Genomic DNA, 24,400 nt, shown 5'->3' on the forward strand with positions numbered 1-24,400 from the left:
GTCGAGTCCTCCTCCGTGCGACGGCGGTGATGCCGGGGAACCGGACCGACCGTACGGGCGGCTTGTGGACAACGACTGAAGTCCGCGGCGATCAGTGACCGCCCGGCCCGTCCAGCAGCTCCTGCGCGCGGTCGGCGAACAGGTTGGCCTCGCGCTCGACGGACAGGGTGCGGGCCTGCTCGGCGGCGGCCTTGAACGGTGCGCCGCGCTCCTGCGACAACCGCGCCCGGAGCAGCAGCACGTGCCCCTCGGCATAGCGCTGGTCGCAGCGGTCGAGCAGGGCGTCGGCACGGTCGAGCGCCGCGGCGGCCTCGTCGGTCATCCCGGCGGCCAGCCACATCTCGGCGAGCAGCCCGCACCAGGTGGCCACGCCCGAACGCGGCGGGTCGAGCAGCGTCGCCTCGATGATCAGCGCCGCCTCGGTCGCGGCGCCGGCCGGGTCGTCGCCGGTCACGGCCCGCGCCCAGCACCAGGCCAGCCGCTGGTAGCTGCCGAGGAAGACGAAGGTGCGCTCCGGGTCCATGGCGATGCCCCGGGTCGCCGCGCGCATCGCCCAGGCGGCGTCGCCGGCCAGCGCGGCGGCCGTGACGGAGAAGGCGGACCAGACCGCGATGACGTACGGGTCGTCGGCGGCCGCGTCCTCCATCCGGTCGAACAGCACCCGCGCACCCGGCACGTCGCCGTGCAGCGCGGTCATCAGCGCGAGCATGACCGGCCAGAGCAGCCGCAGGTCGCGCCGGAGCGGGTCCTCGCCGCCGTGGGGCAGGTCGTCGAGGACCGTCGAGCTGGTCCCGCTCAGATACCGGAACGACTCGCCGATGTTGCCGACGTCCCACTGGTGGATGCCCCAGGCGTGCCGGCCGTACGCCCGCACGAGCGGGTCCCCGGACGCCTCGCCCTGGTCGAGCAGCCGGCGCGCCAGCCGCCCGGCGTGGTCGAGCTGGATGCCCTGCGAGTACGCGGCCCAGCGGGAGAACAGGAAGTCGGCCGCCTCCCGCTCGCGGCCGAGCGCACGAGCCAGTTGCTCGGCGCGCTCCAGCAGGTCCAGCGCCGATCCGACGTACCCCGAGCGCATCCCGCTGACCGCGGTGAGCTGCGACAGAGCGGCCAGCTCCAGCTCCGCGAGGCCGGCCGTCCGTGCCACGTGCGCGGCCGCGCGGAGCTGGCGCTCGGCGGCCTCGAACGCGGACTTGGCCGCGGCGCGGCTGCCGGCGCGCACCAACGCGTCGGCGGTGCGGGCCGGATCCGCGAGCGGCCCGGCGGCCCAGAGGTGATGGGCGAGCCGCTCGGCCACGGACTCGTCGCCCGTGCCCTCCAGCGCTTCCGCGACGCGCAGGTGCAACCGGGTGGCGCGGATCGGCGACGTCGTCCCGACGACCGACTCGCGCACCAGGTCGTGCGCGAAGCGGAACGAGAACGGGTCGCCGGGCGATGGTTCGAGCAACCCGAGCCCCTGCAAGGGTTCGAGCCGGTCCAGGCAGGTCTGCCCGTCGATCGCGGCGGCCCGGGCGAGCAGCCCGAGGTCGACGTCGCGGCCGACGAGCGCGGCGACCTGCAACAGGCCGGCGGCGTCCTCGTCGAGGCCGGCCATCCGGTCCCGGACGACGTCGCGCACGGTGGACGGCACCCCGGCCCGGGCCGCGGCGTCCTCGGTGAGCGCGCCGCCGCCGGCGAGCAACCGGGACAGCTCACGGACGAAGAACGGATTGCCGGCGGTACGGGCGTGGATGCTGCGTGCGGCGCCCGGACCGGGTGCCTGGCCGGTCTCGCGGTGAACGAGCTCGGCCACCTCGGCCGCGCCGAGCGGGCCGAGGCGGATGCGCCGGTGGTGGGGGAGCCGGCTCGCCCCGGCGAGCATCCGCGCGAGCTCCGAGCCGGGCACGGGCGCGCGGTCGCGGAGCGCACCGAGGACGACGGTGGCGCCGGGCAGCCGTACCGACAGGTGGCCGAAGAGCTGCAACGAGGCGGCGTCGGCCCACTGGAGGTCGTCGAGCACGAGCACCAGCGGCCGCTGGCCGGCGACCTGGCCTACGAGAGCGACAACCCGTTCGAACAGGCGGAACTGGGCGCCGGTGTCGGGCAGCACCGGCGCCGAGATGACGCCGTCGCGCGGCTCCAGCAGGCGGCCGAGGTCGCCGGCGTGCCAGTCGGTGCGCGCGGCCGGCGGCAGGTTCTCGAGGAGGGTGCTGACGAGCCGCACCCACGGCCACATCGCCGGTGTGCCGTCGCCCTGGAGGCAGCGGCCCCAGAGGACGAGCGCGCCGAGGTGGTCGGCTTCCGCCGCGACCTCCTCCAGCAGCCGGGTCTTGCCGACCCCGGGCTCACCTTCGACGACGACGAGCCCCGTGCCGCCGGACAGCGCCGACCGCACGGCATGGTGCAGCAGCGCGAGCTCGTCGGCCCGGCCCACCAAGCCGTTGTGGGCGACTGCCGTGGGCTGGCGCAGGATCCGCTGGTGCGCGGCGAGCAACTCAGGGCCGGGATCGATGCCGAGCTCGTCGGCGAGGCGTGCCCGGAGCGTCCCGAACAGGGCGAGCGCCTCCGCCTGCTGGCCGGCCGCCGCCAGCGCGGAGATGAGAGCCGACTGCACCGGTTCGTGCAGCGGCGCCATCCGAGCGGCGAGCTGGAGCGGCCGCAGCACGCGTCTGGGCTGGCCCTGCGACACCGCGACCTCGGCCGCGGCCGCACAGGCGTCGAAGAACTCACCGTCGAGTGCGGTGAACACCGATGTCGCCCTCGGGTGGGTCAGCCCGTCGCCCGCGGCACCGTGCCAGAGCTCCAACGCCCGCGCGTAATGGTCGAGCGCCTCGTGCCCGGACCGCGCCCGGGCCAGGTCGACGAGCTCCCGGAAAGCGCTGACGTCCAGGACGCCGGGCCCGGCCGCGAAGAGGTAGCCGCCACCGCGACGCTGCAGGTAGGAGCCGACGCCCCGGGCCGGCAGCGCGGGTTCCAACAACCGCCGGAGCGTGCCGACGTATTTCTGGAGGATGTTGAGGGCCGAGGAGGGTACGTCGGCTCCCCAGATCAGCTCGATCAGCTCAGCGGTGCTGATCGGCCGGCCCGCCCGGGCGAGGAGCAGCGCGAGCAGGTAGGCCTGTTGCCGAGGCCCGGTGTCCACTTCGACACCATCTCGCCAGACCCGCAAGGGTCCGAGAATTTGAAGACGCAGGCCAGCCAACAGCTCCTCCTGCACACGTATGCGGTCGCGAGTCTACAGCGGGGAAGTTGTCGTTCAGTGATCGTCAACTGTTCGCTCGTACCGTGGGCCGGCTGACGAAAACGATATCGAGGGGACACATTCGATGACGACCACCCGACGCACGCTGCTGGCCGGATCCGTCGCGGCCGCCACGGGCGCTGTTCTCGGTGCGCCCGCCGCGCAGGCCCACTCGGGGCACAAGGCGAAGCCGACCGTGGTGCTGGTGCACGGCGCGTTCGCCGACGCCTCCGGCTGGAACGACGTCGCCGCGCGGCTCATCCGTGCCGGCTACCCGGTCATCGCGCCGGCGAACCCGTTGCGCGGCGTGGCCTCCGACTCCGCCTACCTGGCCAGCGTCCTCGGGACCCTGAGCGGACCGTTGGTGCTGGTGGCGCACTCGTACGGCGGGATCGTCATCACCAACGCCGCGACGGGCAACCCCGCGGTCAAGGCCCTCGTGTACGTGGCCGCGTTCGCTCCCGACCAGGGTGAGTCGCTGCTGGACGTGCAGGGCAAGTTCCCGGGAACCGAGTTGACCGAGGCGGCACTGGACTTCCGCCCGTACGGTGTGGACCACGTGGACGGCTACATCAAGAAGGAGGCGTTCCACGACGTGTTCGCCGGCGACCTGCGCAGGTCGACGACCGACGTGATGTGGGCGACGCAGCGGCCCGCCGACGTGCAGACGCTGGGCGAGCCGTCCGGCGCACCCGCGTGGAAGACGATCCCGTCCTGGTATCTGGTCGCCCGTGACGACAGGGTGATCCCGGCGGCGACGCAGCGCTTCATGGCGCAGCGGGCCGGCTCCCGCGTCCGCGAGGTCCGCGCCTCGCACGTCGCGATGATCTCGCAGCCCGCCGAGACCGCCGACCTCATCGAACGCGCCACCCGCTGAAGGGAGCTCGACAATGCCAACCAAGGTCGTCCGCCAGACCGTGGACCTGTCCACCTATCCGGACCTGCTGGTCCTGTACCTGGGCATGCGGGTGAACCACCTCTACGGGATTCGGACCTTCTTCAGCTTCGGCCGCAAGATCAGTGAGTCGGTCGCGGGTAAGCCCGACGGGCTGCTGCTGCACGAGCCCGTGTACTACTCGTTCTTCCCGATGAACATGGGCATGCGGCAGTACTGGCGCGACCTGCCCTCACTGCTCGAGTTCGCGCGATCCGAGCCACACCGGCAGTGGTGGTTGGACTTCCTGCGCGACTCCGGCGGCACCGGGTTCTGGCACGAGACGTACTCGGTCAAGGGCGGCATGGAAGCCGTGTACGACGATGTGCCCAAACCGATCGGCTTCGGCCGGTTCGCCGGCGTGCAACGCGCCCGCGGACCCATGTTCGGCTCCGCGGCCCGCCTGGGCCGGGGCGAGGTCGGCGGCGCGGCGGCCATCGGCGAGAAGGAGCTCTACGACTCCTAGATGTCGAGAACGGCCGGGCGGCTCCGTCTCAGGAGCGAATGGTCGTACGACAGCAGGGAGACACGAGCATGGCGCTCAAGCGGATGGACAACGTCCTGATCGTCGTCGAGGACCTCGACGCCGTCATCGCGTTCTTCGTCGAGCTCGGCATGGAACTGGAAGGCAGGGCGCCGATCGAGGGGCGGTGGGTGGAGAGCGTCATCGGGATCACCGGCGTCCGGCAGGACGTCGCGATGCTGCGGACCCCGGACGGCCACGGCCGGATCGAGCTCGCGATGTTCCACACGCCGAAGGCGATCAGACCCGAGCCCAAGGAGGCACCGGCGAACACGCTGGGCATCCGCCGGATCATGTTCGCCGTCGACGACATCGACGAGGTCATCGCCCGGCTGCGCACCCACGGCGCCGAGCTCGTGGGTGAGGTCGCGCGGTACGAGGACGTCTACCGGCTCTGCTACGTCCGCGGACCCGAGGACATCATCGTCGGGCTGGCCCAACAGCTCACCTGACGGGTGCGGGCGTGAGGACGACGCGGGTCGCCGTGGGCAGCGGTCGGCGCTCGGCGACGGCCGGCTCGTCGTGGGCTTCCGGCGGCAGCAGGCCGGCGTCTTCGACGCGCCATGCGAGCAGCCTAGTTCAATGAATGAACTAGTTCGACAGCGCCTTCAGCAGGGCCTCGCCGGCCGCTTCCGCCGACTGGGGGTTCTGGCCTGTGATCAGGTTGCCGTCGACCACGACGTACGAGGTGAAGGCCGGTCCGGCGCTGTGCACCGCGCCGGCTGCCCGCAGCCGCGTCTCCAGCAGCCAGGGGGCGTTGGCCGCGAGGCCGACCTGCTCCTCCTCGACGTCGCTGAACGAGGTGAGCTGCCGGCCACGGAACAGCCAACCGCCGTCGTTGTCGCCGGCCGGCAGGAACGCCGCCAGTCCGTGGCACAGCGCCGCGACGGTCTTGGACTCGTCGGGCAGCATCGCCTCGAGGATGCGGGCGATGTCCGGGTCCACGGCGAGGTCCTGCATCGGGCCGTGGCCGCCGGGGATCAGCACGGCGTCGTAGTCGGCCGGGTCGACGTCCGCCAGCCGCACCGGCGACTCGAGCACGTGGCGGATGCCGTCCAGGTAGGGCTGCTGGGTCTCGTCGACGCTGATCGCGTCGGCGACCGGGACGCGGCCGCCCGGGGTGGCGATCGTGACCCGCACGCCGGCCTCGGTGAGGGTCCGGTACGGGGTGGTGAACTCCTCGGCCCAGAAGCCGCTGGGACGCTGGCTGCCGTCCTGCTGCGTCCAGAAGCGCGCACCGGACAGAACGATCAGAACAGATGACATGGGAGGTTTCTCCTTGTACGAAGTGACGTTGCCACCGTACGGACGTAGACCTTCACCTAGTTATGCTTCTTGGGCATCAGGGTGGGCACCGACGGAGCTACGCTCCTAACGTGGAGAATTGCCCGCCAGCCGTTTGCGAGGCCAGTGACCTGGTGCTCTCGTTCGTCAACGCCGAGTCGCTCGACGGCTGGCTCGACGGCGCCACGCCCTCCGACGTGGCGGCGGCGACGGAGCTGCGGGCCAGCCTGGCCGTCCTGTTGCGCGCGCACTCCGGTTGCGCGCTCGACGCGGGCGCGGTCGGTGCGGCGGAAGCCCACCTGCGTCAGGTGGCGACCCGCTATCCGTTGATCCCCGTGGTCGGTGCTGATGCGTGCGCGCTCGTGCCGGCCCACGACGGCGCGTTCGGCCTCTTCGCCCGGGTGCTCGGGGCGGTCACCGACCTCGCCTATCGGGGTGCGTGGGCCCGGGCGAAGGTCTGCAAGAACGACACCTGCCACACCGGCTTCTTCGACAAGACCCGCAACACGTCCGGCCTCTACTGCAGCCCGGCATGTTCCTCCCAGGCGTCGATGCGCGCCTACCGCAACCGCCGAAAGGCAGCCTGACGTGGATCTTCGCCATTTGCGGACCTTCGTGGCGGTCGCCGAGGAACGCAGTTTCTCCCGCGCCGCCACCCGTCTGCGCGTCGCCCAGTCGGCGGTCTCCCGCACGGTCCAGGTGCTGGAGCGCGACCTCGGCCGTCCGCTGTTCGAACGCAGCAGGCACCACGTCGAGCTGACGAAGACCGGGCACGCCACGCTCGACAGCGCCCGCGCCGCGATCGCCGCCGCTGACGCCGTCCGTGCGGCCGCGCGGCACACCTGCCCGGCCGAATGCGCGCCTACGCCGTAAGCCGCTCGTCCTCGGCGATCGCGGTGAGCTGGTCGCGGAGGGCCCGCTCGTAGCGGAGTCTCGCGAACCGGCTTATGTCTCAGCAGACGTCGCCGATGATCAGAAGGGTCGGCTCACCGAGGGAGATCTGTCATGTCTGAGCGCACCGCACTCGTCGTCGGCGGAACGTCGGGGATCGGCCTCGCCGCCGCCCGGATGCTTCGCCAGCGGGGCGCCACCGTGCACATCGGCGGACGGGGCAGCGAGCGGCTGGCCGCCGTCGCCGGCACCGACCCCGAGCTGATCGGCCACCGGCTCGACGCGGGCGACCCGGCCGCGGTCCGTGCGGTGGTCGCCGAGATCGGCGTCGTCGACTGGCTGGTCGTGACCGTCGGCGGGTTCGGCGGTCCGGGTCCGATCGCCGACCTCGACCTGGCCGTGCTGCGCGAGGAGTTCGACGCCAAGTTCTGGGCCCAGCTCGGCACGATCCAGTCCGCCCTGCCGCACCTGGCGCCCGACGGCTCGATCACCCTGCTGAGCGCGATCACGGCCCGCGGCGCCATCCCGGGCAGCGCGGGCGTCGCCGCCATCAACGGTGCCATCGAGGCCCTGGTGCGGCCGCTCGCCGTCGAGCTCGGCCCGATCCGGGTGAACGCGGTGGCGCCCGGCGCCGTCGACTCGCCCTGGTGGACCGGGGCCGGGATGAGCGACGAGGTGCGGCGGGGCTACTTCGACCAGGTCACCCGGGCGCTACCGACCCGGCGGGTCGCCACCGTGGAGGACATCGCCGAGGCGCTCGTGCTGGTCGCGACCAACCCCAACCTGACCGGCACCGTCATCGAGGCGGACGGCGGCATGCACCTCGTCTCGCTCTAGGCCGGTGCGCCCAACCGCCGCACCGCGGTCATGAGCAGGTCCCAGAAGGCGTCGACGTCGAGTCCGACCGCGACGTCCACGTTCGGGGCGGCGCCGGTGCGGTGGTGCAGATCCACGACCGTCGCGCCGCGGGTGTACGTCCCGGTCAGCTCGACGGCGACGGGTGCGGCGACGGTCCGGACGACTGAGGCGTCGATGACGGCGGCCACCGCGATCGGGTCGTGCACCGGCGGATGCGGCAACCCGAACTCCCGGAGATAGGCGCTCGCGAAGAAGGTCATCAGCTCCGCGCAGACCGTGCCCAGGCGGGTGCCCAGGCCGCGGAACTCGGCGATGATCTGCTCGGTCGCGAGGGCCTGGTGCGTGACGTTCAGCCCGATCATCGTGATCGGCAGACCCGACCGCAGCACGATGTCGGCGGCTTCGGGGTCGGTGACGATGTTGAACTCGCCGTACGGCGTCGTGTTGCCCCGTTCGGTCGAGCCACCCATGAAGACGACGCGGCGTACGCGCGGCGCGACCTCGGGATGGCGGCGCAGGAGCAACGCGACGTTGGTGAGCGGCCCGAGCGCGACCAGCGTGACCGGCTCGGCGGACTCCACGATCAGCCGCCGCATCAACTCGACCGCGTGCACGTCCGCGACCTCGGCCACCGGCAGGTCGAGGTCGGGCCCGTCGAGCCCGGACGCGCCGTGGATGTTCTCGGCGACGGTGAGCTCGCCGACCAGCGGCCGGTCGCACCCGGCCGCGACCGGGACGCCGTCGACGCCGGCCAACGCGAGCATCCGCAGGGCGTTGCGCGTCGTCTTGTCGAGAGTCTGGTTGCCGGCGACCGTGGTGACGCCGAGGACCCGGAGCCGGGGGTCGCCCACCGCCAGCAGCAGCGCCAGCGCGTCGTCGTGTCCGGGGTCGCAGTCGACGATCACGTTCTCGCTCACCCGGTCGACGATAGACCGCGGTCGTCGCCATGACCGCCCGCGCGGCGCGCGCGGATCATTCTGCGACACTCACCTAGGCTCGCTGCGGGGAAAATGACGCGCACGGGTGCGCACGGCCACGAGGAGGTTCGGATGATCTTCATTACCGCCAAGTTCCGGGTCAAGCCCGAGCACGCCGACCAGTGGCCGGCGATCTCACGCGACTTCACCGAGGCGACCCGGGCCGAACCCGGCTGCCTCTGGTTCGACTGGTCGCGCAGCCTCGACGACCCCACCGAGTACGTCCTGGTCGAGGCCTTCCGCGACGGCGACGCCGGCGGCGCCCACGTGGGATCCGAGCACTTCGCGCAGGCGCGGAAGACGCTGCCGGCCTACCTGACCGCCACGCCGAAGATCATCAACGCGACGCTGTCCCAGGACGACTGGTCGGAGCTCGGCGAGCTCGCGGTCCCGGAGGCCTAGGGCCGGCTCCACCAGTCGTCGCCCGGCGTCGCGGGAACGGTGCGCTTGTGCCGGGTCGCGCGGAAGACCGACTCCACCCTGGCCGCGAGCTCCGCTGAGACGTCGACGCCCTCGAGGTAGTCGTCGATCTCCGTGTAGGTAAGGCCGAGCGCTTCCTCGTCGGGCAGCGCCGGCCGGTCGTCCTCGAGGTCGGCGGTCGGCACCTTCTCCCAGGCACTTCGCGGTGCGCCCAGCTCCTGGAGCAGGGCCGCGCCCTGGCGCTTGGTCAGGCCGGTCAGCGGGGTCAGGTCGACGCCACCGTCGCCGTACTTGGTGAAGAACCCCGTCACCGCCTCGGCCGCGTGGTCGGTGCCTACGACGAGCATGTTGAGCTGGCCGGCGATCGCGTACTGGACCACCATCCGCTCGCGGGCCTTGATGTTGCCGCGCACGATGTCCCGCAGCTTGGGGTCACCGTCCAGGGCTGCCGCGACCCCGGCGGCGGCGGCGTCCGCGCTCGGCTTGACGTTCACCGCGATCGACCGGTCGGGGCGGATGAACCGCAGCGCGGCCTGCGCGTCGTCCTCGTCGGCCTGCACACCGTAGGGCAGCCGGACGGCGATGAAGGTGGCGTCCTGGCCCTCCGCCCGCGCCTCCTCGACGGCGAGCTGGCACAGCCGGCCGGTCAGCGTGCTGTCCTGGCCGCCGCTGACGCCGAGCACGAAGCCGGTGGCCGGCGTCGACCGCAGGTAGCCCTTGAGGAAGTCGACCCGCCGCCGGATCTCGGCCTGGGGATCGATGGTCTTCTTGACGTCGAGCTCGACGAGAATCTGCTGCCGTAGGTCAACCACCGGGCCACTGTACTGGCCCTACAAATCCGTACCGCCCGGCATGCAAGGTTCTTCGCTCGGCTGCTGTCTATGTCGGTGGAGGGAGCATCCATGGACGAAACAGCCGAGCGGGAGTTCACCGCGTTCGTCGTCGAACGCGGTCATCGCCTGCTCCGCGTCGCCTACGCGCTGACCGGGAATCAACAGGCGGCGGAGGACCTGCTGCAGACGGCTCTGGCGAAGACGGCGCTGCACTGGTCCAGGGTCGAGCACGGCGCCGAGATGTACGTGCGGAAGATCCTCTACCACGACCACGTCTCGCGTTGGCGCAAGCTGCGGCGCCTGCGCGAGGTCCCGGTCGAGGCGGTGCCGGACCACAGCGCCGGCGGCGACCTGTCCCGCCAGGTGGCGGACCGCCTCGCCGTGCACAGCGCGCTGCTCCGGCTGCCACCCCGGCAGCGGGCCGTGCTGGTGCTGCGATACCTCGAGGACCTCAGCGAGAAACAGGTCGCCCAGGTGCTGGGCTGCTCCCCGGGCACCGTAGCCAGCCAGGCGTCCCGGGCACTCGTCCGCCTTCGAGAGCTGATACCCGGCCAGGGCCTCCTGGCAGCAGACGACGCCGAGCTGGAGGTCCTGAAATGAGCGAGGAACGCGTGGAGTACGCCCTGCGCCACCTGGGCGAGGACCTGCGCTACGACAACCCGACCCAGGCGGCGCTGCGGCAGGCCCGGCGCATGCGGGTTCGCCGCAACGTCGTCGGCGGGACCGGCGCCGCGCTCGCCATGGTGGCCGTGATCGCACCGTTCGCGTACGGCTCCGGCGAGAAGCCGGCACCGCCGGTGGCATCGCCCACGGCCCCGGCCACCGGTTCGCCGACCCCGGTGGCCACCACGCCGCCCGCGACCAAGCCGGCGCCGCGTGGCGCGGTGGCGCTTCCCGGCGGTGTCTACGTCGCGAGCGCGAGCAGTGAGTCGGGCAGCCACGTCTACGACCCGAAGACACACAAGTACCGGTCGTCCGGTTATCCGAGGGCGTGGGCGTCACCGAACGGGAGGCTCGCCGCTGTCGCCGACGACGACGGCCGGGTGGGCATTCTCGACGTGCGCCGCGACGACGTGCGCTGGATCGCCGGAGCTCGGCTGGAGATCGGCCGTCCACAGTGGTCACGTGACGGCCGTCGGCTCGCCTTCGCCGGACCGGGTGCCGACCAGCCGTCGCTGAGCATCGTCGTGGTGGACGTGGCCACCGCCAAGGCCCGCACCCTGCAGCCGGCCGTGCCCTGCGTCGAGCTCTGCCAGCCGACCTGGCTGCCCGGCGACCTGGAGATCGGGCTCCCGGACGCGAGCCACCCCATCGAAGGGCTGACGGCGTACCCGGCCGAAGGCGGCCGGGGTCAGTGGATGCCGTTCGGGGGAGCGGTGCAGAGCAGTGACGCCTGGTCGCCGGACGGCCGGTACGTCGTCGCGGAGATCGCCAACGAGCAGGGGTTCGCCGGAATCGGCATCGTCGACGTCGCCACCACCGCCGTGCTGGCCGAGCTCGACTGCGAACCCGGGGACGGTATCCAGGCCAGGGGCGTCATCTGGGCCACCCCTGACCGGATCGTCGCCGTCGCGGAGCGCGAGCTGATCGTCTTCTCGACCGATGGCAAGGAAGTCCAACGGATCGCGCTACCGCCCGCTCTGCGCGGCGTCGAGAACGCCCTCGCGTTCGCCCGCCCCTGACGCCCAGGCGAAGCCGTCCGGGTCGGTGAAGGGCTCGGCGTCGCCGCCGATGGTGATCCGGTGCGAGCCGGTGCCGTCGGGGGCGACGCCGGCGTCCTTGGCCAGGGCGCGGCGGCGGTACAGCGCCAGTTTGACCGGGCTCGACCCGGAGGCGAACTCGACGTACACGCGGCCGAAGCTCTTGGCCACCTCCAGCCCGTGCTCGACGTAGAACCGCTTGCTCGCGCCGATGTCCGCGACTCCCAGCAGGAGCACGATCGAGTCGATCCGCCGGGAGGCCGGGCCGGTGTCCTTCTTCGCCGAGGTCGCCACCTTCCAGATCGTCCCGTCCGGGGCGGCCACGACACCGCCGTAGCCCCAGAGCGACTTGGTCGCGGGCTTCAGCGTCGTCGCGCCGGCGGCCAGGGCGGCCCCGATCAGTGCGTCGACGTCGGCCGGCTGCGACACGGTGAGCGACAGCGTGAAGCCGCGGAAACCGGTCGTCGGTGCCTGTGAGGTCCGCACGCGGATCTGGGTGTCCAGGCCGAAGGCCTCGGTGTAGAAGCGGGTGGCGGCCGCGGCGTCGGCCACGTCCAGGGTGACGGATTCGATGAATGTCATGCCCAGAACGCTATTGCGGGACCGACCCCGGATGCTTCTCCATTCCTGACCGGTCTGCGGAAGGGCCCGAGATGGCCCGTGGCGTAGGGCTCAGTCGCCCGAGAAGCCCCAGAAGCAGAGCTCCTCGGGCTCGCCCGTCGCGTTGTGCAGGACCGCGCAGCGGCCCACCCAGCGCTCCTCGGCGAGCGGCTCCAGCGCCTCCACGTGGGCGCGGGTCAGCTTCGCGACGCCGACCGACGACAGGGCCTCGGCCTCGGTGACCGGCTGGACGGTGCCGGGGCCGGGTTCTTCGCCGTCCTCCGTCATCCGGTACATGTCCAAGATGGAGTGTTTGCCCGACTCCTGGACGACCTCCTCGTCCCACAGCTCCTTCTCGGTCCTGGGCCGGTTCGGAAAGTCGGCGGCGCACCCACGTACCCCGCCGCCCCTCGTGTGGTTGATCTTCAACAGACCCTAGCGCCGGACAAGGGTTCCCGGCGGCCCCGCGAGCTGCCATCATGCCGGAATGGAAGACCGTGAATTCGATGCGAAGAGCGACGGCCCCGCGATGAGCCGCCGAGTCTTCTTCGGCCGGACGTTCGCCGTCGCCGGTGGCACCGTCGGGCTCCTGAGCCTGACCGCCTGCCCGGGCGGCGACGACGGAGACGACGATGACGATGACGGAGACGACGACTAGGGCAACTACGCTGACCGGCCATGGTGTCGTTCATTCGGAATGTGTCGTTCGACTGCGCTGATCCGTACGCCCTGGCGCGGTTCTGGAGTGAGGTGGTCGGCCACCCGGTGGACCCGGATTTCGCCCCCGGCGACACCGAGGTCGTCATCGAGCCGCCGGGCGGGCCTCGGCTGTACTTCCAGGCCGTGGCGGAGGCCAAGACCGTCAAGAACCGGGTGCACGTCTGCCTCCAGCCCGGTGACCGCGACCGCGACGCCGAGGTCGATCGGCTGCACACGCTGGGCGCGACGACCCTGGCCGACCACCGCACGCCGGACGGCGACGGCTGGGTCGTGTTGCTGGACCCCGCCGGAAACGAGTTCTGCCTGACCCGGTCGGCCGCGGAGCGGGAGTAACCGGCCGGCTACGGCGCGTGTGAAAGCTGAATCCGGTGCACGTTGCTGACAAGTCCATGACATGACACGGCTACCTTTTCCTGCGTGTCGTTCACACCCGCCGCCCGGCTGCTCGCCGTGTTCATGGTCCTGCTGGCACTGAACGGTTGCGCCGCGAATCCCACGCCCGCGTTCGTCGCACACTCTGGCGCGCCCAGCCCCTCGGCCCCGCCGACACCGGCCGAGACAGCCGCGCCGACGCCGACGCCGACCCCGACCGCGAAGCCCAAACCGAAGAGCCTCGAGTGGTACGTGGCCAAGGCGCCCGCGTACCAACCGGTGCAGCCGCATCCGGTGAAGCTGCCCGCGAACGGGTTGCCGCCCTTCTGGCTCCGCGTGCCGACCCAGGACAAGGTCGCGTTCATCACCATCGACGACGGGGCGCTGGCCCGGCCGACCGCCGTGCCCGACTTCATCCGGGACGCGCACATCCCGGTCACGATGTTCCTGAACTCGCCGGCCGCGACGGAGCACACGGACTACTTCAAGGCGATCGAGGCGGCGGGCGGCGTCGTGGAGAACCACACGATCCACCACACGTCACTGCGCGGGAAGTCGTACGCGTACCAGAAACAGGAGATCTGCGGCTCCGCGGACAAGCTGGAGGAGCTGTTCGGCAAGCGCCCGACGCTGTTCCGCCCGCCGTTCGGCGACCACGACGACACGACGATCCGGGCGGCCAAGGACTGTGGCGCCAAAGCGCTCTTCTACTGGACCGAGACCGTCGACAAAGGAATCGTGCGCTACCAGACACCCGACAAGCACGTGCGGGCCGGCGACGTGCTGCTGATGCACTTCCGGCCGAGGCTGATGGACGACCTCCTGGCGGCGCTGCGGGCGATCCACGCCGCCGGTCTCACCCCGGCGTTGATCAGGGACTACGTGTGACGGCGGTCCGCCGCGGCGTACGACACGGCGGCGGTGAGCGCGGCGACGGCCAGCACGGACGGCCAGGCGCCGATCCTCTTGGCCAAGGGATGCGAGAGACCGAAGGCGCCGACGTACGTCGCCAGTAGGGCGCCGGTCACGGCGGGGCTCGTGTGCCTGGCCCATTCGCGGCCCGCCACCACACCGCCGGCCGCGAGGACGGCGCCGCCGAGCGGCCGGATGCCGGTGCGCCGGGCGAGCTGCCAGCCGCCGATCAGGGAGCCTGCGGTGATCGCCGCGGTAGGAACGCGCATCGCCCGACCGTACACCGCGGGCGGGCGCGGCGGCCGGGACCGCCGCGCCCACTGGTAGTCGTGGTGTTACCGAGGGTCGCGCCACATCGGGTAGAGCGACGGGCCGCCCGGCAGGTCGATCGTCTCCGGCATGCGCTGGAAGCCGAGGCGCTCGTACAGCGCGGCGTTGCGCAGGGTGCTCGCCTCCAGGTACGCCGGCCGGCCGGCGGCGTCGAGCTCCGCGAGCCGGTGGCCGAGCAGCGCGGCGCCCACCCCGGTGCCCTGGTGGTCGGGGTGCACCGCGATGAACGGCAGGTAGGCGTGGCTGCGGTCGTGCGGGTGGTTGGCGACCATCAGGTCGTCGAGCTCCGCGACCCGCTTGAGCGTCTCGCCGTCGAGGCCGGCCTCGAAAGCGGCACCCAGGCCACCGTCGTCGTCGGACTCCGGCGCGTCGACGTCGACGTCGAGCCAGAGCGCGAGTCCCTTGTGCCCGTCGAGCGTGTCGGCCCGGCCGCCGGCCAGTGCCACGTCCACGAACGCGCCGAAGAACACCAGGTGGTGGTCCGGCCGACGGTCCGCGTCCCGGAAGACCCACTCAGCGATCGGGTCGCCCATGAACGCCGCGGCGATGACGGACTTGAGGCCCGCCACGTCGTCCGCGGTGGCCGGGCGTACACGATGGTTCGTCGACACGTGTTCTCCTTGCGGTTCGGGTGGAGTGTCGGGCTGCGACAGCCGCGACGGTGGACGCTAATCCGGCCAACGTCCAAAACGCAAAGAGATCCGGACTGTCCGCACTAGACCTTGGGGAAGGTTTCGTGCAGGGCCGGGTTCAGGTCGCGGCCGGTGGTCGGCTCGATGAACAGCTCGGCGAGGAACAGGTCGGCGGCGTACGCGGGGTTGATGCCGGACTCCTTGCGGCCCAGGGCCTGCAGCGCGCCACCCAGGCGCATGGACGTGCGGGCGACTCCGCCCGGTAGGCGCCTGACCCGGCGGCCACGGCCGACCGCGTCGGCGATGCGCGCGAGCATGTCGGCCCAGGTCAGGTTCTCGTCGGCGACCGGAATGTCCGCACCGCTGGCCTGTTCGAGCGCGTCGGCCGTGACCTCGGCCACGCTGCGCGCCGACGCGGCGGCCGATCCGCCGACGGGCACCAGCAGGGGTGCGCGGGACCTGGCCCACCGGTCCAGCGGCTCGGACCAGTTGGGCAGCCGGTCACCGGCCCGGCCGAAGACGAACGGCAGCTCCAGGACGGCCACCGGCAGGTCGGGCCCGGCCGCCGCGCGTCCTTCGGCGGCCTGCTCCACCCGGCACCGGATGTACGTGTGCCGCTCCGGCAGACGCCATCGCGGGTGCAGCCGGTCGTAGTAGGTGTAGTACGAGCCCATGACGACCCCGCGGGTCAGGCCCTCCGCGCGGGCGGCCGTGAACAGGCGCACCACGGGGTCGACGAGGTCCTGCCGGAACACCGGATAGATCGGCTTTGGCAGCCCGCGCTGTTCGTCGGTGCGGGTGGCGTAGACCACACCGTCGTGACCGGCGAGCAGCCGGCGCAGCGCGTCCGGCGCGGCGGACTTCACGTCGAGCAGGTGGTCGACACCCGGCGCGGCGGTGCGCGCGGCGGTCGTCACCTCGTGCCCGCGCTCGCGCAGCACGTCTGTGACATGGGCACCGACCAGACCACTTCCACCGACCACGAGAATGCGCACGCCGCATCGTCCACTGTCGACCCACCCGGTTGTCAAGCCGGTCAGGCGAAGCGGGGCAGCAGCGTGGCGAGATCCCGCCACTGCTGGCGTGGCAGGCCGCCGTCGGCGCCGGCGGGGCGCAGGACGTGCAGGGTCACGTGGTCGGCGCCGGCGTCCAGATGCGCCTGGATGCGGTCGGCGACGGCGTCCCGGTCGCCCCAGGCGACCACGGCGTCGATCAGCCGGTCGCTGCCGCCCGGAACCAGGTCCGCGGGCCCGAAGCCCAGGCGGGCCAGGTTGGAGCCGTACGCGGGGAAGCCGATGAACATGCCGACGCCGGCGCGGGCGGCGGCCCTGGCCCGGGTCGGATCGGTCTCCAGGACCACCGCCAGGTGGGCGGCGATCAGGGGAGCGTCGCCCACCCGCGCCCGGTGTGCGGCGGAGTACTCGGGAGTGACCAGAAACGGGTGCCAGCCGGAGGTCCGGGCGGTGGCCAGGTCGACCATCCTGGGACCGAGCGCGCCCAGCAGACGCCGGTCGGCCGGGACCGGTCGGGGCGCGGCGTCCAGGGCGTCGAGGAAGCGCCCCATCGAAGCGGTCGGCCGGCCGTAGTCCTGGCCGGCGTTCGCCGCGGCGTGGGCGTTGCTGACGCCCAGCCCCAGCAGGGTGCGCGGGCCCAGCGTGGCCCGGCGCTCGGCAAGGCGGACCGGGTCCTGACCCCACATCGACAGCACGCCCAGCGCGACGGTGCTGTGCGGCGCGGCGGCCAGCAGGTGCTCGATGTCGTCCAGCGCACCCGAACCGTCCAGGCCCGGAATCCAGAGCGCACGAAAGCCGAGACCGTCGAGCTCGGCGGCGGCCTCCTGGACCTCGGGCCGGCCCGCACCCCGCAGCTCCATGCTCCAGATCCCGACCCTGCCCAGCGAGCGCTTGTCCATCGCACATCTCCATTTTTATAGCGTCCGTTAAAAAACTACGCTAGCAGGAGGTGGCGGCGCTATGCGGGTGGGATGTGCTGGCGATCACTCCGCGCGAGCCCGGGGGCCCGTCAGTCGGCGAACGCGAGGCCGCGCTCGGCGAGCGCGGCAGCCAGAATGGTGACCGCCTTCGGCCCGACCCCGTGCATCGCCAGCAGGTCGGCGCGCCGGTGCGTGGCCACCTGGGCGAGGGTCGTGATGCCCGCCAGGAGCAGGGCGCTGGTGGCCGGCCGCCCGATCGGCGGCAGGTCACCGATCTGGGCCGGCACGTCGCGCGTACTCATGTGGCCACGATAGAGGGCAGGATGCGGCGGTGGACTACTACCTCCTGAGCGACGACGGCGTCCTGGTCGAGGAGTTCGTGCGGGCACCGGACCAGTCGACCGTGGCCCTGCGCGGGGCGGTCTGGCGGCGGGCGGACGCCCGTTGGGCCGCGGCGTCCGGCCTCGCGCTGCGCGCCGACCCCGAGTCGCTCGCGCGCCTGACGCCGACCGACCGGGAAGGTGCCGAGACCGCGTACCGCCGGCTCGGTGGTGGGTCGTTGCCCGACGAGGCGGCGCTGCGGTCGGTCGCCGGCCACGAGCCACTCCCGATCGCGGCGCCGCTGCGGCTGGGCCCGGTGGAGGCGCCGGACGGCTTCCACGAGCGGCGGGTCTACCGGGTGCTGTTCGCGAAGGACCTGGACGCGGCCCCGGGCACCTCGCACAGCCGGCGGATCGGGGACGACCTGGTGCGCTGGACCTTGCGCCGCGTCGGAGGGATCGCCTGGGGCCTCGACGTGACGGTGCTGCTGGCGACCGACGCCGACGACATCGTCGGGCCGGTGCTGCGCGAGCTCACCGACACCGCGCGCCGGCAGGGGCTGGTGCCCGTCACGACCGAGCGCTTCACCTGACGCGCTATTCGAGGCCCTCCCGGGAGATCGGCGGGCCGACCCGGAAGTCGCGGAAGGTGGCCACCAGCCCGGCGCGCGAGGGTGAGCACGCCATGACGCCCACGCTCACGGTGGCGGGCAGGTCCAGGTGGCCCAGTCGCAGTAGCTGCCACGGGCCGTCGCCGCTGCGGCAGTGCACGGCGAGCGCGTCGTCGAAGCGGGTGACCCGCATGGCGACCTCGCCGGGCGGGCCCGTGACCGGCGCGACCGACAGGTCCGAGAACCCACGGGTGAAGATCGTGCTCACCTGGACGGCGCCCGACGTCACCTCCAGGCCGGTCTTGAGCCAGTTGCGCTCGTCCGCCCGGACCATCATGCCGGCCTGGTCGAACAGCGTCGTGTGCCCGGCCGACACGACGACCTCGGCCGTGAAGTCGCCGGTCGCGGGCTGGTGGAAGAAATGCCCGTTGTCGGTGGTCCAGCCGTAGAAGGTGGCGCGCCAGAAGTCGGTCTTCGACTCCGTCACCGCGCGCAGCACGTCGCCGTCCAGCGACCAGTCACTCGGTTCGTTCAGCCACGTCATGTCCGTCAGCACGTGCCCGAGCGTATCGGAGATCCTCTATGCTGTGCGGTGTGACCTCACTGGACACCAGCGTCGCGCACTCGGCCCGGCTGTGGAACTACCTGCTCGGCGGCACCGACAACTTCCCGGCGGACCGGGCGGCGGCCGAGCAGGTGCTGGCGTTCCTGCCGGAGCTCGTGCAGTCGGCGCGGTTCAACCGGGAGTTCCTCGGCCGGGCCGTCCGGCACCTGACCGGCGAGGCCGGGGTGCGGCAGTTCCTCGACCTCGGCACCGGCCTGCCCACCGCCGCCAACACGCACCAGGTCGCCCAGTCCGTGGCGCCCGACTCCCGGGTGGTCTACGTCGACAACGACCCGATGGTGCTGGTGCACGCGCGGGCCCTGCTGACCAGCGACCCGGCCGGCGCCACCGACTACCTGGACGCCGACGTCCGTGACCCGGTGTCGATCCTCGCGGCCGCCGACCACACGCTCGACTTCGACCGGCCGGTCGCCGTGATGCTGTTGGGCATCCTCAACTTCGTCACCGACGACGAACAGGCCCGGCAGATCGTGACCGCACTGACCGCGGCCGTGCCGGTGGGCAGCTACCTGGTCATCTCGCATCCCACGCGCGAGGTCAACCCGGAGGCGGTCGACCGCGCGGTGGCCATGTGGAACGACAGCGGCGCGGCACCGATGGCGGTCCGCGACCCGGCCGACCTCGCCCGGTTCTTCGACGGCTGGCAGCTCATCGAGCCGGGCCTGGTCACCTGCTCGCAATGGCGGCCGAACGGCAACGACACGACCCCGGCCTCCGAGTACGCCGGTGTGGCCCGCAAGGTCGCCTGAGCGCTCAGACCGCCGCCGGCTCGCCGCGGGCCAACCGCGCGCAGGCCAGTGCGGTCAGGACGGCGCCGAGGAGCAACGCCGCCAGCACGCTGCCGGACTCGACGTCAGGTCCACCGTCGATGGCGACCGCCACGGCGTAGAACACGTCGTCCCTGGGCGGCTCCGGCCAACTCCGCCAGGCCTCGTCGACCATGAACCAGGTCAGCAGGGCCAGCGGCGTCGTGCCTGCCACGACGATCGCGGCGGCGCCGTGCCGCTGGGCCGTCCGGCGCACCAGCCAGGCGTAGCCGCCGAGCACGCACAACACCTCCGCGGCCGCGGTGATCGGCCCGACCAGGGAGACGATCACCGGGACCAGCACCAGCACCAGCAGCGTGAGCGGCACCACGGTCGGACTGGCCAGGCCCAGGTGGCGCAGCCGGTCGCGCGGCAGCCGGCTGACCGCGACCGCGAGGCAGCCGCAGGCCAGCAGGAGGCATCCCGCCACGGTGGCGTGCCACCGGAACTGCTGCCACTGCCACTGCGGGTCCCGCACGGACAGCAGCGAGGCCGGCCATCGCCACAGCAGGGCGACGACGGCGGCGACGGACAGCAGGAGCGCACCGCGGAGCAGCCAGCGGGTCACCCGGGGCACGCGGGGGTCGCGCAGCGCCGGATGCGCCACGGCCAGTCCCAGCGCCAGCGCCGCACCGACCACTGCCACGCCGGCGCTCTCGGCCGTCGCGGCGGCGACCGCCACGACCGCCGCGACGGAGATCAGGACCACGAAGCGCGAGGACATCGGCACAGGCTAATGGGTCGAGGGTCAAGCGGCGGCCAGGTACATCAGGACCGCGAGGACACGGCGGTGGTCCTCCTCGCTGTTGGCCAGTCCGAGCTTGCCGAGGATCGAGCCCACGTGGGTCTCGACCGTACGGTCGGTCAGCCACAACCGGCGGGCGATGCCCACGTTGGTGCGACCCTCGGCCATCAACGCCAGCACCTCGCGCTCGCGCGCGGTCAGCGTCGACATCGGGTCGCCCGCCCGGCGCGGCCCGAGCAGCCGGCCCACCACCTCGGGGTCCAGCGCCGACCCGCCGGCGGCGATCCGGCGCAGCGCGTCGAGGAAGTCGTCCACGTCGAACACCCGGTCCTTGAGCAGGTAGCCGAACCCGCCGGAGGCGACCAACTCGACCGAGTGCCGGGTCTCCACATGTTGTGACAGCAGCAGGATGCCGAGGGCCGGGTGAGCCGCGCGCACCTGCCGGGCCGCGCGGGCGCCGTCGTCGGTCAGGTCCGGCGGCATCCGTACGTCGATGATGGCCAGGTCCGGCTCGTGTGCGGCGACGGCGGCCACCAGCGTGGGCGCGTCGCCGACCTTGGCCACGATCTCGTGGCCGGCGTCGGCCAGCAGCCGGGCCAGCCCTTCCCGGAACAGCGCGGAGTCCTCGCCGATCACGACGCGCACGGCAACTCCACCTCGACCACGGTGCCCCGGCCGGCCGGGGAGCTCAGCGAGAGCAACCCGCCGGCCGCCGCGACCCGGTCGGCCAGGCCGGCCAGCCCGGCGCCCGGGCGGACCACGGCGCCGCCCGCGCCGTCGTCGGTGATCCGCACGGTCAGCCGTCCGTCGAGCCGAAGAACGCGCAGGCCGATCGACTCCGGGGACGCGTGTTTGATCGCGTTGGTCAGCGCCTCGCTGGCCACGTAGAACGCGGTGGTCGCCACGTCGTCCGGCACCGGGTCGGCGCACACGTCCAGTGCCACCGGCACCGGCACTTTGCTGGCCAGCGACGACAGCGCCGGGCCGAGACCGTCGTCCAGGCTGGACGGTCGCAGCCCGTTGGCGATCTGCCGCAGCTCCGCGACGGCCAGCCCGAGCGACGCGACCGACTCGTCGAGCAGGCCGTCGACGTCGACCGTGCCGTCGTCGAGATGCCGCTGGGCGAGCCGCAACGACATGCCCAGCGAGACCAGCCGTTGCTGGGCGCCGTCGTGCAGGTCGCGCTCGAGCCGTCGCCGCTCGGCGTAGCCGGCGTGCAGCAACCGGGCCCGAGACAGCTCCACATCGGAGAGTGCCTCGCGCAGCTCGATCCGCAGCGCGACGACCTCGACCAGCAACGCGCTCGCGTCGGCCAGCTCGCGGAGCAGCTCCCGGCTGCCCACGGAGCCGCGCAACAGGGCGCCGATCTCGTGGCCGCTGGCCCGCACCGGGACCCGGAGCGCGGAACCGGTGGTCAGCTCGGCGCCGGACGCGGACACCAGCCCGGACGCGCCAGGCACGAGATAGCCGACCCGCAGCGCCGGGTCCCGCAACGCCGCCCGCAGCACCTCCTGGAGCTGCTCGGGGCGGGCCTGCCCGGTGTGCGTACGGTCGCGCAGCTCGTCGATCGCCGCCAGTGCCGCCCGCCGGGACGGGTAGAGCCGGCGGTCCACGCCCCGCTGGAGCCGCACCCGCAACGGCGCCAGCACGGCGGCGCACACCGCGGTGGCGGCGGCCGCGGCCACCGGCGACGCGCGGCCGGCACCGAGGCCGACCAGGAACGAGGCGACCGTGTAGCAACCGAGCAGGACGGCGGTGGCGAGGCCGTAGGTGGCGGCGGCGCTGATCGCCTTGTCGACGTCGTACAGGTCGTGCCGGAGCAACGCGATGGCCGTGGCGGCGGGCAGCGCGACGTAGGTGGCGGCCAGCCCGATCAGCGCCAGCTCCGGGCCGTCGGTGAACAGGTACGACGCCCAGCAGAGCAGCAGGGTCAGCGGGAGGAACAGCGCGCCCAGCGCGAACCAGCGGACCTGTGCCCGGCGCACGGGGTCGGTGGCCCGCCGGTAGCGCACCACCATCGCGGCCCCGGCGGCGACCAGCAGGGCCAGGAATCCGAGCAGCACGACGATGCCCACCAACAGGACCGGACCCGGCAGCGTGTACGGGTGCGCGACGCCCGCGAACGGCGGTGGGTACGGTGTCGGGTCGCCCGCCGCGCCCGCCGCGAACAGGACCGGCACCACGACGAGCCCGGCCGCGACCCCACGCCACCGCGGCCCAGGCAGGTGCCCGTCCGGGAAGACCAGCATCAGCAGGGCCGCCGGCACGTAGAGGACCATCCACAGGCCGGGCGAGAGCCCGACGTACCAGTCCCAGACCGGGAGCAGGCCAGGCCGGGCCTCGACCCCGGCGACGTAGAGGTCGCCGAACGCCACCCAGACGGGTGACCCGCCGACCAGCACGAGCAGCGGCGCCACCACGTTGCGCGGGCGGCGGTGGGCGACCAGCAGGCCGAGGGCGACCGAGAACAGGCCCAGCAGCGTGGCGGTGCCGAAGTAGCCGGTCATGCCCGGCACCTGCCCGGCCAGCACCAGTCCGGTCGCGCTCAGAGCGATGACCAGCACCGCGAACACGTACGCCAGCAGGCGGGGGACGGCCATGCGTTTCACGGTAGGGCGCGGGCGGCCCGCCGCGTACCCGTGCCAGTACGGAGTTCGGTCCCGTACCAGTGCCGATCCGCCCATCCGGTCGGCTGACCGACGCTGGCTCCACACCGGAGTTTGGAGGAGCCATGCTGGAGACCACCGTCGCACCGACCGGGACCAGACCGGTCACCCGCACGCGGGACCTGCGGACCTTCTGGCGCACCGCGCTAGCGATCCTCGCGCCGCTGCCGATCCTGGCCCTGGCGTTGGAGACGCTGGTCGTGCCGTGGCCCGTCGGCAGCAACCTCGTGCGGGCCATCGCCGGCGCCGCGGACGCACCGGGCCGGGCGCAGACCAGCCTCTGGCTGTCGCTGTTCTTCGCGCTCACCGTGCTTCCGGCGACCATGGCCGTGCTGTGGACCGGCCGGCGCGGTGCGCCGAAGCTGACGCTGGCCGCCGGCGTGCTGCTGGTCCCCGCGTTCGCGGCCAGCCTGGCCAGCAACGACCTGGTCGCCGTCGTGGCCGCGCGGGGCGGGCTGGACCCGGTCGCGGTCGCCACCATCGACGACCTCGTGCAGGCCAACCCCTGGGTCGGGATCCAGTTCGTGGTGTTCCTGCTCGGCCAGACGGTTGGCTTCGTGCTGCTCGGCCTCGCGCTCTGGCGGGCCCGCGTGGTGCCCGGCTGGGTCGCGATCGTGCTCGGCCTGTCCGGACCGGCCCACCTGTTGATGCCCGGCGGCAACGCGGGCGCCGCGGCGTCGTGGGCGATGACCGCCATCGGGTACGCCGGCGCGTCCGCCGCCCTGATCCGCAGGCCGGACGCCGACTTCGACCTGCCGCCGGGTGATGCTCCTGCCGGACCGGCGCCGGCCGGCGCGGACGCCCGCACCGGCTGGCGATGGTTGTTGGCCCTGGCCGCCGTGCCGCTGGCCCTGTTCGTCACGGTCTTCCGCTACCTGCTGCCCTACGACACCGGCGACCAGCCCCGGGAGATCTTCGACAAGCTGGTCGCGGCGACCACGTTCCAGCAGGCCGCGCTCGCGGTCGGCGGGCTGGTCGCACTGACCGGCTGCGCGGGCGTCCTGGCCGTCGCGTGGCACACCCGCCGGCACACGCCGCTGCTCACCACCGTCGGCCTGTTCCTCGCCGTGCCCGGCTACCTCGCCCTGTTCGCCGGCGGCCCGTACGCCGACGCGCTGACCTACGTCACCGGCACGCATCCCGAGGTGGACCGCGACCTGGCGTTCGCGCTCGGGTCCGCGCTGGAGTCGAGCCCGCAGTCGAACGTGCTCGTGCTGGTCTTCGTCGCCGGCCACCTGCTCGGGACGATCATGATCGGTGTCGCGCTCTGGCGGGCCCGGATCGCACCGACCTGGCTGGCGATCGGGCTGGCCGTCTCCCAGCCGATCCACCTCACCGCGGTGCTCACCGGCGTCCGCTGGCTGGACCTGGTCGGCTGGGGACTGACGACGGTCGGATTCGGGTGGGCGGCCTGGCGGCTGGCCCGCACCGGGAACGACCGGTTCGACCTGCCCCGGGTGGCCTGACCGAAACTCGGTGGCGCGGTCCGGC

30 protein-coding genes are annotated in these 24,400 nt (G+C 72.7%); 15 read left to right on the forward strand and 15 right to left on the reverse strand.

What is annotated here, in order from left to right:
- Positions 1-91: 91 nt before the first annotated feature.
- Positions 92-3,118, reverse strand: coding sequence for an AAA family ATPase (locus BLV39_RS11170; protein ID WP_239083950.1), 3,027 nt, complete (start codon positions 3,116-3,118; stop codon positions 92-94).
- Between the two features lie 184 nt (positions 3,119-3,302).
- Here BLV39_RS11170 and BLV39_RS11175 point away from each other — a divergent pair, with 184 nt between their 5' ends.
- The 3 genes from BLV39_RS11175 (at position 3,303) to BLV39_RS11185 (ending at position 5,126) form a co-directional block, all read left to right on the forward strand.
- Entirely contained in the window at positions 3,303-4,094 is a 792-nt protein-coding gene (locus tag BLV39_RS11175; RefSeq protein WP_090789930.1) for an alpha/beta fold hydrolase, read from the forward strand.
- Positions 4,095-4,107: 13 nt separating this feature from the next.
- Positions 4,108-4,617 carry a monooxygenase family protein gene (locus BLV39_RS11180; protein WP_090789934.1) on the forward strand — a complete coding sequence of 170 codons (510 nt, stop codon included), beginning with the start codon at positions 4,108-4,110 and terminating at the stop codon, positions 4,615-4,617.
- Positions 4,618-4,685: 68 nt separating this feature from the next.
- Positions 4,686-5,126 carry a VOC family protein gene (locus BLV39_RS11185; protein WP_090791398.1) on the forward strand — a complete coding sequence of 147 codons (441 nt, stop codon included), beginning with the start codon at positions 4,686-4,688 and terminating at the stop codon, positions 5,124-5,126.
- A 139-nt stretch (positions 5,127-5,265) separates the two neighbouring features.
- Here BLV39_RS11185 and BLV39_RS11190 read toward each other — a convergent pair whose 3' ends face one another.
- Entirely contained in the window at positions 5,266-5,940 is a 675-nt protein-coding gene (locus BLV39_RS11190) for a type 1 glutamine amidotransferase domain-containing protein (RefSeq protein ID WP_090789936.1), read from the reverse strand.
- Positions 5,941-6,050: 110 nt separating this feature from the next.
- Between BLV39_RS11190 and BLV39_RS11195 the strand changes: the two genes are divergently transcribed.
- The 3 genes from BLV39_RS11195 to BLV39_RS11205 all read left to right on the forward strand — a co-directional run bounded on the left by BLV39_RS11195 (position 6,051) and on the right by BLV39_RS11205 (position 7,686).
- Positions 6,051-6,545: a CGNR zinc finger domain-containing protein gene (locus BLV39_RS11195; protein WP_176984852.1), complete on the forward strand. Its 495-nt coding sequence runs from the start codon at positions 6,051-6,053 to the stop codon at positions 6,543-6,545.
- 1 nt (position 6,546) lies between these two features.
- Positions 6,547-6,831 carry a LysR family transcriptional regulator gene (locus BLV39_RS44750; RefSeq protein WP_090789940.1) on the forward strand — a complete coding sequence of 95 codons (285 nt, stop codon included), beginning with the start codon at positions 6,547-6,549 and terminating at the stop codon, positions 6,829-6,831.
- A gap of 132 nt (positions 6,832-6,963) precedes the next feature.
- Complete coding sequence (locus tag BLV39_RS11205; RefSeq protein WP_090789941.1) at positions 6,964-7,686, forward strand: SDR family oxidoreductase; 723 nt, start codon at positions 6,964-6,966, stop codon at positions 7,684-7,686.
- On the opposite strand, the gene BLV39_RS11210 is transcribed toward BLV39_RS11205, so the two are convergent.
- Entirely contained in the window at positions 7,683-8,624 is a 942-nt protein-coding gene (locus BLV39_RS11210; RefSeq protein WP_176984853.1) for a nucleoside hydrolase, read from the reverse strand. The two genes, BLV39_RS11205 and BLV39_RS11210, sit on opposite strands and share 4 nt — an antisense overlap.
- 132 nt (positions 8,625-8,756) lie before the next feature.
- Here BLV39_RS11210 and BLV39_RS11215 point away from each other — a divergent pair, with 132 nt between their 5' ends.
- On the forward strand, positions 8,757-9,086 hold the full coding sequence (locus BLV39_RS11215) for a putative quinol monooxygenase (protein ID WP_090791401.1): 330 nt from the start codon (positions 8,757-8,759) through the stop codon (positions 9,084-9,086).
- Here the strand turns inward: BLV39_RS11215 and nadE are convergent.
- Positions 9,083-9,916 carry an ammonia-dependent NAD(+) synthetase gene (gene nadE, locus BLV39_RS11220; protein WP_090789943.1) on the reverse strand — a complete coding sequence of 278 codons (834 nt, stop codon included), beginning with the start codon at positions 9,914-9,916 and terminating at the stop codon, positions 9,083-9,085. The two genes, BLV39_RS11215 and nadE, sit on opposite strands and share 4 nt — an antisense overlap.
- A gap of 90 nt (positions 9,917-10,006) precedes the next feature.
- On the opposite strand from nadE, the gene BLV39_RS11225 reads away from it, so the two are divergent.
- Together BLV39_RS11225 and BLV39_RS11230 are read left to right on the forward strand one after the other, a co-directional pair.
- Positions 10,007-10,537, forward strand: a complete 531-nt coding sequence (locus BLV39_RS11225; RefSeq protein WP_090789945.1) for a SigE family RNA polymerase sigma factor — start codon at positions 10,007-10,009, stop codon at positions 10,535-10,537.
- On the forward strand, positions 10,534-11,619 hold the full coding sequence (locus tag BLV39_RS11230; protein WP_090789946.1) for a hypothetical protein: 1,086 nt from the start codon (positions 10,534-10,536) through the stop codon (positions 11,617-11,619). The genes BLV39_RS11225 and BLV39_RS11230 overlap by 4 nt, the downstream gene beginning before the upstream one ends.
- Here the strand turns inward: BLV39_RS11230 and BLV39_RS11235 are convergent.
- Together BLV39_RS11235 and BLV39_RS11240 are read right to left on the reverse strand one after the other, a co-directional pair.
- Entirely contained in the window at positions 11,566-12,219 is a 654-nt protein-coding gene (locus BLV39_RS11235) for a VOC family protein (protein ID WP_090789948.1), read from the reverse strand. The two genes, BLV39_RS11230 and BLV39_RS11235, sit on opposite strands and share 54 nt — an antisense overlap.
- Before the next feature lie 90 nt (positions 12,220-12,309).
- A complete protein-coding gene (locus tag BLV39_RS11240) occupies positions 12,310-12,666 on the reverse strand; it encodes a hypothetical protein (protein WP_176984854.1) in 357 nt (118 codons plus the stop codon).
- A 58-nt stretch (positions 12,667-12,724) separates the two neighbouring features.
- Here BLV39_RS11240 and BLV39_RS42950 point away from each other — a divergent pair, with 58 nt between their 5' ends.
- From BLV39_RS42950 to BLV39_RS11250, 3 genes are all read left to right on the forward strand, one after another.
- On the forward strand, positions 12,725-12,895 hold the full coding sequence (locus BLV39_RS42950) for a hypothetical protein (RefSeq protein ID WP_176984855.1): 171 nt from the start codon (positions 12,725-12,727) through the stop codon (positions 12,893-12,895).
- A 20-nt stretch (positions 12,896-12,915) separates the two neighbouring features.
- On the forward strand, positions 12,916-13,290 hold the full coding sequence (locus tag BLV39_RS11245; protein ID WP_090789950.1) for a VOC family protein: 375 nt from the start codon (positions 12,916-12,918) through the stop codon (positions 13,288-13,290).
- 84 nt (positions 13,291-13,374) lie between these two features.
- On the forward strand, positions 13,375-14,217 hold the full coding sequence (locus BLV39_RS11250; protein WP_239083949.1) for a polysaccharide deacetylase family protein: 843 nt from the start codon (positions 13,375-13,377) through the stop codon (positions 14,215-14,217).
- Here the strand turns inward: BLV39_RS11250 and BLV39_RS11255 are convergent.
- The 5 genes from BLV39_RS11255 to BLV39_RS11275 all read right to left on the reverse strand — a co-directional run bounded on the left by BLV39_RS11255 (position 14,208) and on the right by BLV39_RS11275 (position 17,438).
- Positions 14,208-14,510, reverse strand: coding sequence for a hypothetical protein (locus BLV39_RS11255; protein WP_090789952.1), 303 nt, complete (start codon positions 14,508-14,510; stop codon positions 14,208-14,210). The two genes, BLV39_RS11250 and BLV39_RS11255, sit on opposite strands and share 10 nt — an antisense overlap.
- 66 nt (positions 14,511-14,576) lie before the next feature.
- The gene (locus BLV39_RS11260; RefSeq protein ID WP_239083948.1) at positions 14,577-15,182 is read right to left on the reverse strand and encodes a GNAT family N-acetyltransferase; all 606 of its coding nucleotides are present in this window, start codon (positions 15,180-15,182) and stop codon (positions 14,577-14,579) included.
- Positions 15,183-15,286: 104 nt separating this feature from the next.
- Positions 15,287-16,198, reverse strand: coding sequence for an NAD-dependent epimerase/dehydratase family protein (locus BLV39_RS11265; RefSeq protein ID WP_090789954.1), 912 nt, complete (start codon positions 16,196-16,198; stop codon positions 15,287-15,289).
- A 41-nt stretch (positions 16,199-16,239) separates the two neighbouring features.
- On the reverse strand, positions 16,240-17,115 hold the full coding sequence (locus BLV39_RS11270) for a TIGR03620 family F420-dependent LLM class oxidoreductase (RefSeq protein WP_090789956.1): 876 nt from the start codon (positions 17,113-17,115) through the stop codon (positions 16,240-16,242).
- 110 nt (positions 17,116-17,225) lie between these two features.
- Positions 17,226-17,438, reverse strand: a complete 213-nt coding sequence (locus BLV39_RS11275) for a helix-hairpin-helix domain-containing protein (RefSeq protein WP_090789958.1) — start codon at positions 17,436-17,438, stop codon at positions 17,226-17,228.
- Between the two features lie 29 nt (positions 17,439-17,467).
- Here BLV39_RS11275 and BLV39_RS11280 point away from each other — a divergent pair, with 29 nt between their 5' ends.
- Positions 17,468-18,049 carry a hypothetical protein gene (locus tag BLV39_RS11280; protein ID WP_090789960.1) on the forward strand — a complete coding sequence of 194 codons (582 nt, stop codon included), beginning with the start codon at positions 17,468-17,470 and terminating at the stop codon, positions 18,047-18,049.
- Positions 18,050-18,053: 4 nt separating this feature from the next.
- On the opposite strand, the gene BLV39_RS11285 is transcribed toward BLV39_RS11280, so the two are convergent.
- Entirely contained in the window at positions 18,054-18,623 is a 570-nt protein-coding gene (locus BLV39_RS11285; RefSeq protein WP_090789962.1) for a DUF1349 domain-containing protein, read from the reverse strand.
- A gap of 26 nt (positions 18,624-18,649) precedes the next feature.
- Between BLV39_RS11285 and BLV39_RS11290 the strand changes: the two genes are divergently transcribed.
- Positions 18,650-19,441: an SAM-dependent methyltransferase gene (locus tag BLV39_RS11290; RefSeq protein WP_090789964.1), complete on the forward strand. Its 792-nt coding sequence runs from the start codon at positions 18,650-18,652 to the stop codon at positions 19,439-19,441.
- Positions 19,442-19,445: 4 nt separating this feature from the next.
- On the opposite strand, the gene BLV39_RS11295 is transcribed toward BLV39_RS11290, so the two are convergent.
- Genes BLV39_RS11295 through BLV39_RS11305 form a run of 3 tightly spaced genes read right to left on the reverse strand, consistent with a single transcriptional unit; the run spans position 19,446 to position 22,843 of the window.
- Complete coding sequence (locus BLV39_RS11295; RefSeq protein ID WP_090789966.1) at positions 19,446-20,222, reverse strand: hypothetical protein; 777 nt, start codon at positions 20,220-20,222, stop codon at positions 19,446-19,448.
- Between the two features lie 24 nt (positions 20,223-20,246).
- Entirely contained in the window at positions 20,247-20,888 is a 642-nt protein-coding gene (locus BLV39_RS11300; RefSeq protein WP_090789968.1) for a response regulator transcription factor, read from the reverse strand.
- A complete protein-coding gene (locus tag BLV39_RS11305; RefSeq protein WP_204082922.1) occupies positions 20,876-22,843 on the reverse strand; it encodes a sensor histidine kinase in 1,968 nt (655 codons plus the stop codon). The genes BLV39_RS11300 and BLV39_RS11305 overlap by 13 nt, the downstream gene beginning before the upstream one ends.
- A gap of 131 nt (positions 22,844-22,974) precedes the next feature.
- Here BLV39_RS11305 and BLV39_RS11310 point away from each other — a divergent pair, with 131 nt between their 5' ends.
- On the forward strand, positions 22,975-24,375 hold the full coding sequence (locus tag BLV39_RS11310) for a hypothetical protein (protein WP_090789970.1): 1,401 nt from the start codon (positions 22,975-22,977) through the stop codon (positions 24,373-24,375).
- Positions 24,376-24,400: the final 25 nt, after the last annotated feature.

This window comes from Asanoa ishikariensis (genome assembly GCF_900107455.1).
GTDB lineage: Bacteria > Actinomycetota > Actinomycetes > Mycobacteriales > Micromonosporaceae > Asanoa > Asanoa ishikariensis.

What these genes read in the sequence shown, in the direction of transcription:
- BLV39_RS11175 (WP_090789930.1), top strand. Translation starts at nt 3,303, where the DNA reads ATGACGACCACCCGACGCACGCTGCTGGCCGGATCCGTCGCGGCCGCC.
- BLV39_RS11180 (WP_090789934.1), top strand. Translation starts at nt 4,108, where the DNA reads ATGCCAACCAAGGTCGTCCGCCAGACCGTGGACCTGTCCACCTATCCG.
- BLV39_RS11185 (WP_090791398.1), top strand. Translation starts at nt 4,686, where the DNA reads ATGGCGCTCAAGCGGATGGACAACGTCCTGATCGTCGTCGAGGACCTC.
- BLV39_RS11190 (WP_090789936.1), bottom strand. Translation starts at nt 5,940, where the DNA reads ATGTCATCTGTTCTGATCGTTCTGTCCGGTGCGCGCTTCTGGACGCAG.
- BLV39_RS11205 (WP_090789941.1), top strand. Translation starts at nt 6,964, where the DNA reads ATGTCTGAGCGCACCGCACTCGTCGTCGGCGGAACGTCGGGGATCGGC.
- BLV39_RS11215 (WP_090791401.1), top strand. Translation starts at nt 8,757, where the DNA reads ATGATCTTCATTACCGCCAAGTTCCGGGTCAAGCCCGAGCACGCCGAC.
- BLV39_RS11225 (WP_090789945.1), top strand. Translation starts at nt 10,007, where the DNA reads ATGGACGAAACAGCCGAGCGGGAGTTCACCGCGTTCGTCGTCGAACGC.
- BLV39_RS11230 (WP_090789946.1), top strand. Translation starts at nt 10,534, where the DNA reads ATGAGCGAGGAACGCGTGGAGTACGCCCTGCGCCACCTGGGCGAGGAC.
- BLV39_RS11235 (WP_090789948.1), bottom strand. Translation starts at nt 12,219, where the DNA reads ATGACATTCATCGAATCCGTCACCCTGGACGTGGCCGACGCCGCGGCC.
- BLV39_RS42950 (WP_176984855.1), top strand. Translation starts at nt 12,725, where the DNA reads ATGGAAGACCGTGAATTCGATGCGAAGAGCGACGGCCCCGCGATGAGC.
- BLV39_RS11245 (WP_090789950.1), top strand. Translation starts at nt 12,916, where the DNA reads ATGGTGTCGTTCATTCGGAATGTGTCGTTCGACTGCGCTGATCCGTAC.
- BLV39_RS11255 (WP_090789952.1), bottom strand. Translation starts at nt 14,510, where the DNA reads ATGCGCGTTCCTACCGCGGCGATCACCGCAGGCTCCCTGATCGGCGGC.
- BLV39_RS11270 (WP_090789956.1), bottom strand. Translation starts at nt 17,115, where the DNA reads ATGGACAAGCGCTCGCTGGGCAGGGTCGGGATCTGGAGCATGGAGCTG.
- BLV39_RS11275 (WP_090789958.1), bottom strand. Translation starts at nt 17,438, where the DNA reads ATGAGTACGCGCGACGTGCCGGCCCAGATCGGTGACCTGCCGCCGATC.
- BLV39_RS11290 (WP_090789964.1), top strand. Translation starts at nt 18,650, where the DNA reads ATGCTGTGCGGTGTGACCTCACTGGACACCAGCGTCGCGCACTCGGCC.
- BLV39_RS11295 (WP_090789966.1), bottom strand. Translation starts at nt 20,222, where the DNA reads ATGTCCTCGCGCTTCGTGGTCCTGATCTCCGTCGCGGCGGTCGTGGCG.
- BLV39_RS11305 (WP_204082922.1), bottom strand. Translation starts at nt 22,843, where the DNA reads ATGGCCGTCCCCCGCCTGCTGGCGTACGTGTTCGCGGTGCTGGTCATC.
- BLV39_RS11310 (WP_090789970.1), top strand. Translation starts at nt 22,975, where the DNA reads ATGCTGGAGACCACCGTCGCACCGACCGGGACCAGACCGGTCACCCGC.